This is a genomic window from Pseudomonas sp. G166, assembly GCF_037027455.2.
GTDB lineage: Bacteria > Pseudomonadota > Gammaproteobacteria > Pseudomonadales > Pseudomonadaceae > Aquipseudomonas.
In genome coordinates this window covers 3,173,640-3,187,382 of sequence record NZ_CP146985.1, presented here as the reverse complement: position 1 = coordinate 3,187,382, position 13,743 = coordinate 3,173,640, and the positions used below count along the sequence as shown (strand labels likewise).

General features: G+C 59.9%; 10 protein-coding genes. 6 read left to right on the top strand and 4 right to left on the bottom strand.

Translation table 11 applies throughout. The features are described 5' to 3' along the window. Positions 1-113: 113 nt before the first annotated feature. Both SGN16_RS13870 and SGN16_RS13865 read left to right on the top strand, forming a co-directional pair. The gene (locus SGN16_RS13870) at positions 114-1,577 is read left to right on the top strand and encodes a TolC family protein (protein ID WP_335944840.1); all 1,464 of its coding nucleotides are present in this window, start codon (positions 114-116) and stop codon (positions 1,575-1,577) included. Between the two features lie 42 nt (positions 1,578-1,619). After that, positions 1,620-2,405, top strand: a complete 786-nt coding sequence (locus SGN16_RS13865; protein ID WP_335944722.1) for an SDR family oxidoreductase — start codon at positions 1,620-1,622, stop codon at positions 2,403-2,405. Between the two features lie 78 nt (positions 2,406-2,483). On the opposite strand, the gene SGN16_RS13860 is transcribed toward SGN16_RS13865, so the two are convergent. The 4 genes from SGN16_RS13860 to SGN16_RS13845 all read right to left on the bottom strand — a co-directional run bounded on the left by SGN16_RS13860 (position 2,484) and on the right by SGN16_RS13845 (position 6,486). Beyond that, the gene (locus tag SGN16_RS13860) at positions 2,484-3,755 is read right to left on the bottom strand and encodes an outer membrane protein transport protein (RefSeq protein WP_335944721.1); all 1,272 of its coding nucleotides are present in this window, start codon (positions 3,753-3,755) and stop codon (positions 2,484-2,486) included. 50 nt (positions 3,756-3,805) lie between these two features. Continuing rightward, the gene (locus tag SGN16_RS13855; RefSeq protein WP_210644888.1) at positions 3,806-4,585 is read right to left on the bottom strand and encodes a thioesterase family protein; all 780 of its coding nucleotides are present in this window, start codon (positions 4,583-4,585) and stop codon (positions 3,806-3,808) included. 160 nt (positions 4,586-4,745) lie between these two features. Next, positions 4,746-5,366 (bottom strand): TetR/AcrR family transcriptional regulator, encoded by a 621-nt coding sequence (locus SGN16_RS13850; RefSeq protein WP_210644887.1) that lies wholly within the window; start codon positions 5,364-5,366, stop codon positions 4,746-4,748. A 154-nt stretch (positions 5,367-5,520) separates the two neighbouring features. Then, complete coding sequence (locus SGN16_RS13845; protein ID WP_335944720.1) at positions 5,521-6,486, bottom strand: helix-turn-helix domain-containing GNAT family N-acetyltransferase; 966 nt, start codon at positions 6,484-6,486, stop codon at positions 5,521-5,523. Positions 6,487-6,853: 367 nt separating this feature from the next. Between SGN16_RS13845 and SGN16_RS13840 the strand changes: the two genes are divergently transcribed. From SGN16_RS13840 to SGN16_RS13825, 4 genes are all read left to right on the top strand, one after another. Beyond that, on the top strand, positions 6,854-7,618 hold the full coding sequence (locus SGN16_RS13840; protein ID WP_335944839.1) for an ABC transporter substrate-binding protein: 765 nt from the start codon (positions 6,854-6,856) through the stop codon (positions 7,616-7,618). Between the two features lie 186 nt (positions 7,619-7,804). After that, complete coding sequence (locus SGN16_RS13835; RefSeq protein WP_210644883.1) at positions 7,805-9,058, top strand: efflux RND transporter periplasmic adaptor subunit; 1,254 nt, start codon at positions 7,805-7,807, stop codon at positions 9,056-9,058. 15 nt (positions 9,059-9,073) lie between these two features. Then, positions 9,074-12,253, top strand: coding sequence for an efflux RND transporter permease subunit (locus tag SGN16_RS13830; RefSeq protein ID WP_210644881.1), 3,180 nt, complete (start codon positions 9,074-9,076; stop codon positions 12,251-12,253). Continuing rightward, complete coding sequence (locus SGN16_RS13825; RefSeq protein WP_210644879.1) at positions 12,250-13,671, top strand: TolC family protein; 1,422 nt, start codon at positions 12,250-12,252, stop codon at positions 13,669-13,671. Before SGN16_RS13830 ends, SGN16_RS13825 begins: the two co-directional genes overlap by 4 nt. The last annotated feature ends 72 nt before the right edge of the window (positions 13,672-13,743 follow it).

The window sequence follows — 13,743 nt, the reverse complement described above, 5'->3', positions numbered from 1 at the left end:
TCTGGGCAACCTCTCCAGTATTCAAGACTGACTCTAGATCAGCCGGCAGGAGCATCAATTGACAGATTGTGACCATAATATAATATGGTCACAAATCATTCACCCTCCCAGGAATCCCAATGCATCTCCGCCCCCTTGCTCTTTTGGTAAGTGTCAGCTTGATGGCAGGCTGCGCGGTCGGTCCGGACTACCAGCGTCCGGACGCTGCGCTTTCGCCGCGTTTCCTGGGGCAGCCTTCTGTCGAACAGAGGTCCGGCGCTACGCGTGCCAGCCTTGTCGCTTGGTGGGAGGGTTTTGGTGATCCGGTGTTGACCGAGTTCGTCGCCAAGGCACTTGAACAGAACCTGGACCTGGCTCAGGCGGCAGCGCGCGTCGCGCAAGCACGGGCAGGCCTGGGGGCGGCCAATGCCGCGTTGCTGCCTTCGGGAAACATCACCGGTCAAGCCGCGCGCGCCCAACAGTCTGTGGAAACGCCACTCGGCCAAGTGCTGAACTCGACGCCGGGCTATGATCGGTATGGAAGCGCCTATGAACTCGACCTCAACGCCGGCTGGGAGATAGACGTTTTTGGCGGCCTGCGACGCGGACGCGAGGCAGCACTGGCCGAATACCAAGCCTCTGAAGCGGGCGCCGCCGCCACACGCCTGGCCGTCGCCGCGCAGACCGCCGATATCTACATCACCTTGCGCGGGCTGCAGGCTCGACTGGACATTACCAACCGACAAGTCAAAACCCAGCAAGACCTGCTGGAGAAAGTCCAACTGCTCTATAGCAAGGGCCTCGCCGCCAACTATCAGGTCCACCAGACCCAGGGGGCTCTGTCTCAAGTCCAAGCGACAGTACCGGTGCTGCAAACTGGTCTGGATGCCGCCATGAACGCACTGGATGTCATGCTCGGCACGCCGCCGGGCACCCATCGCCAGCAACTGGCAACGATGGGAAGCATCCCTGCGGCACCACAGATAACTGCCATGGGCACACCGGCCGATCTGCTGCGTCGCAGGCCGGATCTCATCGTCGCTGAGCGCCGCCTCGCGGCCTCCAACGCCCGCATCGGCGAAGCGATCGCCGAGTACTACCCAAAATTCTCCCTCAGCGCATTGCTCGGCAGTGCCACGGCCATATCCGCTGGCAACCTGTTCACTGGCGACGCCAGCCAGGCATCGGGGGCACTGGGCCTGCGCTGGAGACTCTTCGACTTTGGCCGCATCAACGCCCAGATCGATCAAGCCAAGGGGCAGGAAGCCGAAGCCCTCGCCGCTTACCGCCAGTCCGTGCTGCGCGCCACCGAAGACGTCGAGAACGCATTCTCCGCGCTGGTGAATCGAGAGACCCAGGCGACCACCCTCACCCAGGGCGAAACGTCGCTGACCCAGGCTCGGCAATCGTCGTTCATTGCCTATCAGAAAGGCGCGGCCAGCCTGATCGATGTCCTGAATGCCGACCAGACGCTGCTGCAGGTATCCGATGCCCGGGCCCAAGCACGAACGGAGTCGGCCCGCGCGGCGGTTGCGGCATTTCGGTCGCTCGGAGGTGGCTGGCAACCGCCTGACGCCCAGCCAGTGGCAGCTAGATGACTGATACCCTTTCTTTCAATGCAACAACCCGAGATCAACGACATGAAACCGAACGATAACTCCTGGGTGCTCATCACAGGCGCTTCAAGCGGATTTGGCGAGGAGTTTGCCCGGCAATACGCAGCACAAGGGAAATCTCTCGTTCTGGTAGCACGCAGGCTGGATAAACTCGAAACGCTATCGGCGCAATTGCGCGAACGTTTCGGCGTTGAAGTCATAGTCGAGCAAGTAGACCTTTCTTCGATCCCGGCGGTCATCGAACTGCACCAGCGGCTGCGCGAGCGCAATGTCGTGATCGATGTGCTCATTAACAATGCGGGGCATGGCTTGCAGGGGCCTTTCCTGGATCAGCCCCTGGATCGTTCCCTGGCCATGATTGATCTGGATATCGCCAGTCTGACGGCCCTGACTCACGTCTTCGCGGCAGACATGCGAGCCCGCAAGCGTGGACATATCCTGATGGTCGCCAGCCTGCTGTCTTTTCAAGGAGTGAAGAATTTTGCCGTTTACTCTGCCGCCAAAGCTTACGTGCTGCGCTTCTCTGATGCGTTGCATCGTGAACTCAAAAGCGACGGCGTCATCGTGACAGCGCTTTGTCCGGGGATGTCGGATACTGGGTTTGCGCAAAGCGCCAGGCAGACGATTACGCCAGCCTTGAAAATGGTCATGATGCAGCCCCAACCCGTTGTAGCGGCAGGAATCCGTGCCCTGCAAGCCGGACGCATAAGTGTCGTACCAGGCTTTGGCAACAAGGCTATGACCGTCCTGACCTGGGCCACGCCTCGCCGGTTTCACCAGAGTCTTATGGCGCGCATCATGGGTGCCTGAGCAGGCAATGAAGCGGCCTTGCACACGCTAACCAAAGGCCGGGGCAGCATGCGCTCCGGCCTTTAGAGCAGCACTCACTCAAAAGCGATAGCTGACCGAAGTCCCGAAACCACTCGCACTGTTCTTGTACTTGGAGCTGTAGGCCCCCCGGGTGGCCGAGGCATCGTTGACCCGCACACTCTCTTCCCACAGATAGGAATAGGCGACATCTACCGTGACATTGTCCACCGGTGTCCAGCCCGCGCCGAAACTGATCACCGTCCGGTCGCCGGTAGGGATACGCGGTCCACGATTGGTGTTGTTGGCAGGCGATTGATCGACTGACAGGCCCGAGCGAAGCACCCATTGATTGTTCAACCGATACGCCGTACCGATAGCGTGGGCCCAGGTGTCATGCCAGTTCTGCTCTTCGCTGATGGTACCCAACTGGGCGTTCAACAAAGGCGGCAGCCCCGAGTTTTCGATGGTCAGGTCCTTGAAGCGGCTCCAGCGTGTCCAGGTGCTGCCCAAGTACAGCGTCCAGTCGGTGTTGAGCTGGTGAGTCATTGAAAAATCCACCGATTCCGGAGTATCCACATCCAGCGAGGCGTCATAGCTGCGCCCGCTGACCCCTACCAGGCTGAAAATGCCGTCGCTGACCTTGGTCTTGGCATCCAGGTGATAGCTGACCTTGGAATGGTAGGTCAGCCCCAAGCGGGTTCGGTCTGTCGCCTGCACCAGAATCCCCGCGTTGAAACCCAGGGCCGTGTCGTCGCCGGTGCTCTTGAGCCTTCCATCATTGCGACCAGGGCTGAATGGATTGAGCGCCACCCCAGATATCTCACCACTGATACGATTGATCGTGGGACCGAACCCGATCGACACCGTATCGTTGAAGGCGTAACTGACAGTCGGCTGGAACGTGAGTGTCTTGACCTCGCTTTTGTTGGCGTAATAACGCCCGGCGAAATCACTGCCGTAATCGGTAATCAAGCCGAACGGCACATAAAAACCAACGCCGAACGCCCAGTGCTCATCAACGGGTTTGACGTAGTAACCCATCGGCACTGTGGTCGTTGGCACCATGTCATCGCCATCCTGACCGCCGAAGGTACTGCGGGTCTGGCTTATTTCGGACTTCGTGAACAGCGTCGCCGCCCCCAGGCTGACCTGTTCTTTCTTCAAGCGAGACATCCCCGCCGGATTACCAAAGACCGTGCTCGCATCTTCAGCAGAGGAAGAGCGCCCGGCAAAGCCTGAACCCATCCCACTGACGCTTTGTTCATTGAGCGCGAAGCCGCTGGCAAACACATGAGAAGTGGCGAGCACAACGGAGAGACCCAGCGGGGTCTTGAGCAATATTTTTTTCATTATTAGAACTCTAAGAAGCAGTAGCTGAAGTAATGGAGCGGTTGGTTGTGTTACGTAAAAATCGCCACGGTCTGACGAGCCCAAAGCACTCGCCGACCGCTTTCATCCCAGATCTCCATATCCTGCAGCGAGTAACCTTCCAAGGCCTGCTGGCTAAAGGAGTTGATCAAGAACCACTCCCCACCGGCAGCGGGCTGCGGCAGGTCAATCGTCCAGGACGCGGAACTGATGGCAGCGGGCTCGGTGAAGCAAGCCATGGCAGCTGGCGGCAAACTGTCAGCCAGGGCAATCAGGGCGACTGCCGGGTCTACACCCCGCGCATCCAGATGGCGTACCCACATCAGTAATTCCGGATTATCAGCGCCGGATACCGGGAGCGAACCGCCCGCGGGACGCATCTCGAAGTTGTAGGCACAGGCCGGTGCGATCTGGCTGTCCAGCTCCAACTTAGCGTACCGGGAGGGTCCTTCTACCAACGGACGCCCCCAAGCATCATGGGTAATACAGCTCGCTCGCGGCTGAGCGAACAGCAGAGTCGTGCGCAACGCCAGGTCATCACCCGACAGGCAATCGACCGATACCGAGGTGACTGATCGGCCTTGGCGCAAGACGCTGACGTCAAATGTCTGGGCCTGCGTGACCGGACCGATGAACGACACCTGAGCGGACTTGAACGGTGGAAAGCCCGTCGGACGCTCAAGCAAAACCGCTTGCAGCGATAACGCTGCGGACAGCCCGCCAAAGATCGTACGGCCCTGCTGCCAGTTGGGCGGCGACACAAACGGCGCATCCGGATCGAATTGCTGTAGCAACTGGGCGAAGCTCGTCATGTCAGCGCTCCTTGGGCCAAGGGCAGATGCGCCATACTTATTCATGTGACCATTTGTGTCAATGGTCACGAACAAGATAAATGAATACCCTATATCAGCCCACCATGGCCGAGCGTTGAAACCATGAGGAATGTATCGCTTGCAAACTGTCAGCCGATGATCACGGCATGAGGCTACGCAAAATGAGATTGGAAGTGAGCGTGGGGGCCTCTTCGATGACGTCGAGGCTGTACTGCAACAGCAAAGGATTGACGAAAGGCCGTAGCGCCAGGTGGATCGCGTCTACTGTCTCGTCCAATGGCGTCTTGCGTTCGAACTCACCGAGTTCCCGTCCTTCTCGCACGATTTGCAACACGAAGCTCTTGATTCGTGCGTTATAGGCTTGCGAGCTGGGCCAGCGCTCCGACGCAGAGAACGCGGCAATGTCATAGAGCTTGCGATCATTGAAGAACAGGTTCACACCGGTAGTCACCAAGGTTTTGACCAGGCGTCGGAAACGCTCCGTCGGCGAGAGGCCTTCTTCGCTGATGGCCAGCTCCACAGCCGCAACGATCTCCGCCAGGCAGCGGCTACAAATAGCCTCGCCGATCGCTTGCTTGGAGTCGAAGAACTTATAGATGTACGCCTTGGAAAACCCGATGGCCTTGGCCAGGTCGGATACCGTGGTCTTGCCGTAGCCGTATTGACTGAAATGCTCGTTGGCCGCCGCGACAATCTGGTCTCGGATGTCGTGGTCGGCTGGGCCACGGGTGCTGGGCGTATGTATCGATGGTTGGTTCATGGGAGCAGCTTACGCACCCTGGACACGGTTGACAACTTGTGACCTTGTTGGAATAGCGTCACAAATCGACCGTAGAAAGGAATGTTTCGGGGGACAACGAGGGATGAAAGAACCGAACTTTCTACAGGCTTCCCTGGATGCGCCGGATGTCGGCTCACGTTTTCGTGCTGGTCAGTCCGGAGCGGACAAAACACTGCTCCATAACCCGTGCGCCCCATTGTTGCCCCTCTTGCTCCTGTTCCAACTTGAAACCAAAGTCTTCATACAAGTTACGGGCCGCATCAAGCCCCTGAAACGTCCAGAGCCGCGTGGCACAAAAGCCCCATTCGTCACAGAACTTCACGGCTTCAGCCAGCAAGCGTTTACCTGCGCCCTTGCCTCTTGCCGAGTCATCCAGAATGAAGAAGCGCAGCACCGCTTCGCCGCCCTGGGCTTCGCCATCGATAGCAATCGATCCGACTATTCGCTGGTCATCCAACGCGACCCAGACTTCATTGCGGGGGTTATGCAAACGCCCCATCAGGTCAGACATATCCGCAGCAACCAGGCTCTCGAATGGCTGGCCGAAGCTGAAGTATCTTGCATAGTAGTGTGCATGCATTTGCACGATGCGGCCGATGATGCCAGGACGGTAACCGCGGGCAATATCCAATTGGGTCACAGGCGCTGGTTGTGTCCCGAGCCGCTGAGCCTGTAGGGCGGCGCCATAGTTGCCAATGCCTTCACTCACTACTTGCCATTGTTCAGGGGTTAAGTGGCCCAGGGCCTCGCCTACCTGTTTCGTGGCAAACGAATCAATGGCTCGCAGGGTCTTCTTGCCCTGTGCCGAGAGCCGCAGCTTCTTGAAGCGCGCATCCTCCTCATGGGTAACTTCTTCAATTTCACCGGCCTCGACCAGCTTGCGAACCATCCGGCTTACGCTGGATTTTTCCAGGCCAAGCAGTTCAACCAGCTCAACCGCCGTCAATGCCTGACGATTCCCGAGCTCAACGATCGTATGCACAGATGACGGCGGATACCCCGTCGCAGCCAGCGTGGCGTGCATGAACCCCAACTCTCGGACCATGAGTCGCGAAGCAGAACGGATTTTTTCAATCAGGTCTTGCTGGGGATGAGCCATGAGAGACACCTCAAATGAAACGTTTTTTAGTTGTAGCGCACAACTATTAACCAGTCAATTGAGGGTGCCCTCGGTCAAATCGAGGCGCTTGGAACGCACCGACCATTAGCCTTGAATCCATCAACACATGAGCCGTACTTCTTTCCAAACGACATCAAATTTCAAGGCTCAAGGTTTTTGTCGATGGGATGATCTATACCTTCAGAAACACGCAATAAAGGCCGAGGCAACAACATTGACGTGTTTCGATAAAAGTACTGTGGCGAGCCTGTTGGTGGTTCGAACACATTGGCCTGTAGGACGGATGTTTCCCGGCGCCGAGCACACGTAGAATGGCGCCCCCTTTTAAATGCCTGAAGTATCGATCATGAGCCCGATCACACGCGTTTTGCATGTACCCACCAAGGCGCTCCGCGGGCTTTGTCTGTTGTTACCGCTGCTGGTTGTCCATAACGCGTGCGGCGAACCCCTGACGATTGAACTGCACATCCTGGATGCTCCCCCGCTGACCTTTGTCAACGACCCCCGAGGCTACGGAGTCGTGGGCGATGTCGCCGTGGCGGCCATGACCAAAGCCGGATATGCCATGAAAATCCATGTGCTGCCTTGGGCCAGGTCGCAGAAACACGTGAGCGAGGAGCATGACCACTTGATCACGCCCCTTTCACGCATACCGGAACGTGAAGACCGCTTCACCTGGATCGCCTCAATCATGCCCATGGAGCGAGCCTTTTTCAGCCTCGAGCGCAAAGTGAACAGTTTCGCGCAAGCAAAAGAAACCTACCGCAAGATTGGCGTCGGCCTGGGCAGTGCGCAGGAACAGATTCTGCGCAGCGAAGGGTTCAGCGATGAGCAGATCTATCCGCTGGCCATTGGCGACAACCCCGCGCAAATGTTATTGATGGGACGCATCGACGCTTGGTTCAACGGCGTCCCAGAGAGTCGGTACATCTGGCCGAAGGTGTCCAAGCGCAAGCTGCTCATGAGCCAGGTCGGTAGCCATGCCGATCTCTACCTGGCCTGCTCCAAGCAATGCTCGCCCAAAATGGTGGAGGACTTGCGCGATGCCGTTGACGCGCTTCGCAAAGATGGTTCAATCAAGCGCATCCATGATGTCTACTTGCCGGAATAGCTTTTCCTGGGATGCCCACTGACCATCAACTATATTGATAGCACCCTAACAAAAGCCCCGTACTAGAGGGCTTGTCGATGGCTTATATCATTCCGAATGATAGTTACCTTTGTTTCATTCGATTCGTTCCTCTGCCCGCGCCCACGCATCATCCGCCCATTCTCAATACATTGGCGGATGCTATCCATGGAACATTCACTTTCAAAACTGCGTTTTCCCCTCGCACTGCTGGCGGTGCTGGTGATGAGCGCCTGCGGCAAGACTCCCGACACGGCAGCCTCGATGCCGCCGGCCAAAGTCAGTGTGGCCAAGGTGTTGGAACAACCGGTCAACGAATGGGATGAATTCACCGGACGCCTCGAAGCTCCGGAAACGGTCGAGATTCGCCCGCGCGTTTCCGGACAGATCGACGAAGTAGCCTTCACCGAAGGCGCGCTGGTCAAAAAAGGCGACCTGCTGTTCCAGATCGACCCACGCCCGTTCCAGGCTGAGGTCCGTCGCCTCGAAGCCCAGCTGGCCCAGGCCCGCGCTACGGCTACCCGTAGCGAGAATGAAGCCCAGCGTGGCGAACGCCTGCGCTTGAGCAATGCCATCTCCGCCGAGCTGGCCGACTCGCGCACCAGTGCAGCCCAGGAAGCCCGAGCCGCCGCGGCGGCCATCCAGGCGCAACTGGACCTGGCCAAGCTGAACCTGAGCTTCACCCGCGTCACCTCGCCCATCAGTGGTCGCGTCAGCCGGGCGGACATCACCGCTGGTAACCTGGTGACCGCCGATGTCACGCCGCTGACCAGCGTAGTCTCCACCGACAAGGTCTACGCCTACTTCGACGCCGACGAACGCGTCTTCCTCAAGTACACCCAACTCGCCCGCCAGGGCCAACGCGGCCAGGCCACGCCGGTGTACATGGGCCTGTCCAACGAAGACGGCAACCCGCACCAGGGCCAGATGAACTTCGTCGACAACCAGGTCAACCCGCAGACCGGCACCATCCGTGGTCGCGCTGTATTCGATAACAAAGACGGCGCCTACACCCCAGGCCTGTATGCCCGACTGAAGTTGGTGGGCAGCGGCACCTATTCCGCCGTGCTGATCAACGACGAAGCCGTGGGCACCGACCTGGGCAAGAAATTCGTGCTGGTGATGGACGCTGACAACAAGCCGGCCTACCGCGCCGTCGAGCTGGGGCCGAAGATCGAAGGCCTGCGCATCGTGCGCAGCGGCCTGAGCAAGGACGACACCATCATCGTCAAGGGGCTGCAACGGGCTCGCCCCGGTTCGCCAGTCACACCTGAAACCGTGCCGATGGCCAGCGAAGAAACCATCGCCGCCCTGGCACAACAACGAAAAGCGCTCGAAGCCAGCAACCTGTCCCAAGTCGCGCCGTCCAAGGCCGCGTCCGGATCGGCAGGCAAGCTGGCCGCTGCCACCCCACGCGGTTAAGGGACTGAATCCAAGATGAAATTTTCCCAGTTCTTCATTTCGCGGCCGATCTTCGCAGCGGTGCTTTCGCTGCTGATCCTGATCGCCGGCGCCATCTCGCTGTTCCAGCTGCCGATCAGCGAGTACCCGGAAGTCGTGCCGCCGACCGTGGTCGTGCGCGCCAACTTCCCGGGCGCCAACCCCAAGGTCATCGGCGAAACCGTGGCCGCGCCCCTGGAACAAGCCATCACTGGCGTGGAGAACATGCTGTACATGTCCTCGCAGTCCACCGCCGACGGCAAGATCACCCTGACCATCACCTTCGCCCTGGGTACCGACCTGGACAACGCCCAGGTGCAGGTGCAAAACCGCGTCACTCGCACCGAGCCCAAGCTGCCGGAAGAAGTGACACGGATCGGTATTACGGTGGACAAGGCTTCGCCCGACCTGACCATGGTCGTGCACTTGACCTCGCCGGACAAACGCTACGACATGCTTTACCTGTCCAACTACGCCCTGCTCAACATCAAGGATGAGCTGGCGCGCCTGGGCGGCGTGGGTGATGTACAGCTGTTCGGTATGGGCGACTACTCTCTGCGGGTCTGGCTCGATCCGAACAAGACCGCTTCGCGCAACCTGACCGCCACCGACGTGGTCACGGCGATCCGCGAGCAGAACCGTCAGGTCGCCGCCGGTGCCCTGGGTGCGCCGCCAGCACCGAATGCCCAGGCGTTCCAGCTCTCGATCAACACCCAGGGTCGCCTGGTCAGTGAAGAAGAGTTCGAGAACATCATCATTCGTTCCGGTGCCAACGGTGAGATCACTCGCCTGAAGGACATCGCCCGGGTGGAGTTGGGCTCCAGCCAATATGCCCTGCGCTCATTGCTGGACAACCAGCCGGCGGTGGCGATCCCGATCTTCCAGCGTCCTGGCTCCAACGCCATCCAGATCTCCAATGACGTTCGCGCCAAGATGGAGGAGTTGAAGAAAGGCTTCCCGGCAGGGATGGACTACAGCATTGTCTATGACCCGACGATCTTCGTGCGCGGCTCCATCGAGGCAGTGGTCCACACCCTGTTCGAAGCACTGATTCTCGTGGTGTTGGTGGTGATCCTGTTCCTGCAGACCTGGCGTGCCTCGATCATTCCGCTGGTGGCCGTGCCGGTGTCGTTGATCGGTACGTTCGCCGTGATGCACCTGTTCGGCTTCTCCCTTAACGCCCTCTCTCTGTTCGGCCTGGTGCTGGCCATCGGTATCGTGGTGGACGACGCCATCGTGGTGGTGGAGAACGTCGAGCGAAACATCGGCCTCGGACTTACCCCCGTAGAGGCGACCAAGCGCGCCATGGGTGAAGTGACCGGTCCGATCATCGCCACGGCACTGGTGCTGTGCGCGGTGTTCATTCCGGCGGCGTTCATCAGTGGCTTGACCGGGCAGTTCTACAAACAGTTCGCCTTGACCATTGCCATCTCGACGGTGATCTCGGCGCTCAACTCCCTGACCCTGTCGCCAGCCCTGGCTGCCGTATTGCTCAAGAGCCATGACGCGCCCAAGGACCGTTTCTCGCGGTTCCTGGACAAGCTCTTCGGTGGCTGGTTGTTCCGTCCGTTCAACCGCTTCTTCGACCGCGCCAGCCACGGTTATGTAGGCACCGTCGGCCGCGTGATCCGCAGCAGCGGCATCGCCCTGGTGCTCTACGCGGGCCTGATGGTGTTGACGTTTTTCGGCTTCTCCAACACCCCGACCGGTTTCGTGCCCGGCCAGGACAAGCAATACCTGGTGGCCTTCGCGCAACTGCCGGACGCAGCGAGCCTGGACCGCACCGAAGATGTGATCAAGCGCATGTCCGACCTGGCCCTCAAGCAACCGGGCGTCGAAAGCGCGGTGGCCTTCCCAGGCCTGTCGATCAACGGCTTCACCAACAGCCCGAACGCCGGCATCGTGTTCGTGACCCTCAAGCCCTTTGACGAGCGCAAGGACCCGAGCCAATCGGCCGGCGCTATCGCCGGAGCCTTGAACGGCCAGTACTCGCAGATCCAGGAAGCCTACATGGCGATCTTCCCACCGCCGCCGGTACAGGGCCTGGGCACCATCGGTGGTTTCCGCCTGCAAATCGAAGACCGGGGCAACCTGGGCTACGACGAACTGTACAAAGAAACCATGAACATCATCACCAAGAGCCGCAGCGTGCCGGAACTGGCCGGGTTGTTCACCAGCTACACCGTGAACGTGCCCCAGGTCGATGCCGCCATCGACCGTGAAAAAGCCAAGACCCACGGCGTGGCTGTCAGCGACATCTTCGACACCCTGCAAATCTATCTGGGTTCGCTGTATGCCAACGACTTCAACCGCTTCGGCCGCACCTATCAGGTCAACGTCCAGGCCGAGCAACAGTTCCGCCTCGAATCGGACCAGATCGGCCAGCTCAAGGTGCGCAACAACCGCGGTGAAATGATCCCGCTGGCGACCTTCATCAAGGTCAGCGACACCTCGGGGCCGGACCGCGTGATGCATTACAACGGTTTCATCACCGCTGAAATCAACGGTGCCGCCGCGCCAGGCTACAGCTCCGGCCAGGCTGAAAAAGCCATCGAGAAACTGCTCAAGGACGAACTGCCCAACGGCATGACCTACGAGTGGACCGACCTGACGTACCAGCAGATCCTCTCGGGTAACACCGCGCTGTTCGTGTTCCCGCTCTGCGTGCTGCTGGCGTTCCTGGTACTTGCTGCTCAGTACGAAAGCTGGAGCCTGCCGTTGGCAGTGATCCTGATCGTACCGATGACCCTGTTGTCGGCGATTACCGGGGTGATTCTGTCCGGCGGTGACAACAACATCTTTACCCAGATCGGCTTGATCGTACTGGTGGGGCTTGCCTGTAAGAACGCGATTCTGATCGTCGAATTCGCCAAGGACAAACAGCTCGAGGGCATGAACCCACTGGCTGCGGTGCTGGAGGCGTGCCGTCTGCGTCTGCGGCCGATCCTGATGACCTCCTTCGCCTTCATCATGGGTGTGGTGCCACTGGTGTTCTCCAGCGGCGCCGGTGCCGAAATGCGCCATGCCATGGGTGTGGCGGTGTTCTCCGGGATGCTCGGGGTGACCTTCTTCGGCCTGCTGCTCACGCCAGTGTTCTATGTACTGATTCGCAACTTCGTCGAGCGCAGCGAGGCCCGCAAGGCGGCCCGGGCTTTGAAACTGGAGGCGCAACAATGAGTTTGAAAGCGTTCATGCCGAGCTTGCTGGTGTTGGCACTGAGTGCCTGCGCCGTGGGCCCGGACTACAAGGCACCGCAAACTGAGGCGGCGAATATCACCACCGCCACCGACGGTGCCGCCGGGCAGAAGAATTTCGACCGGGCCCGTTTCGAAGGTATCTGGTGGCAGCAATTCGACGACCCGACGCTCAACGCGCTGGTGACCCGCTCTCTGGAAGGCAACCGCGAGTTGCGCGTGGCCTTCGCCCGTCTGCGGGCGGCCCGAGCCATTCGCGATGACGCCAGCAATGACGTCATGCCAACCATCACCAGCCGCGCCAGCAGCGACCTGGGCAAAGGCCAGATTCCAGGACAGACCACCGACCGGGTCAACAGCGAGCGCTACGACCTGGGCCTGGACATGGCCTGGGAGCTGGACCTGTTCGGGCGCATCCGGCGTAACCTGGAAGCCACCGATGCCGATCAGCAGGCCGTCGAAGCCGACCTCTATCAGTTGCAGGTGACGATGATCGCCGAACTGGTGGACGCCTACGGTCAATTGCGCGGCGCCCAACTGCGGGAAAAAATCGCCCTGGCGAACCTGAAGAACCAGCAGGACTCGCGCAAGATCACCGAAAGCCTGCGCGATGCCGGCGTCGGCGATCAGCTTGACGTGGTCCGCGCCGATGCACGCTTGGCCTCGGTAGAAGCCAGCGTGCCGCAACTGCAAGCCGAACAGGTGCGTCAACGCAATCGCATCGCCACATTGCTGGGCGAGCGCCCGGACAAACTGAGCGTGGACCTGAGCCCCAAACAGTTGCCGGCCATTGCCAAGGCTTTGCCCATTGGCGACCCGGGTGAGCTGCTGCAACGTCGCCCGGACATTCTCAGTGCCGAACGCCAGCTCGCTGCCGCCACGGCACGCATCGGCGTGGCCAAGGCCGACCTCTTCCCACGGGTCAGCCTCAGCGGGTTCCTGGGTTTTACTGCCGGGCGCGGTTCGCAGATCGGCTCCTCGGCGGCCAACGCCTGGGCGCTGGGTCCGAGCATTACCTGGGCGGCTTTCGACTTGGGTAGCGTGCGGGCTCGCTTGCGCGGGGCCGACGCCGAGGCTGATGGCGCCCTGGCGACCTACGAACAGCAAGTGCTACTGGCCCTGGAGGAATCGGAAAACGCTTTCAGTGACTACGGCAAGCGCCAGCAACGGCTGATCTCGCTGATTCGTCAGAGTGAATCAAGCCGCGCCGCCGCTGACCTGGCCGAGATTCGCTACCGCGAAGGCACCGTGGATTTCCTGGTATTGCTCGACGCCCAGCGTGAACGCCTGGCTGCCGAAGACACCCAGGCCCAGGCCGAAGTAGACCTGTACCGTGGCATCGTCGCGATCTACAAGGCCTTGGGCGGTGGCTGGAAACCGGAAACTGTCGCCAGCAACTGATCCCCTGCTCAACCGAGCTCCTTTGGTTGGCCGCAACCAACCAATTCTTTGCCCCGCTTCCAGTCAGGATGC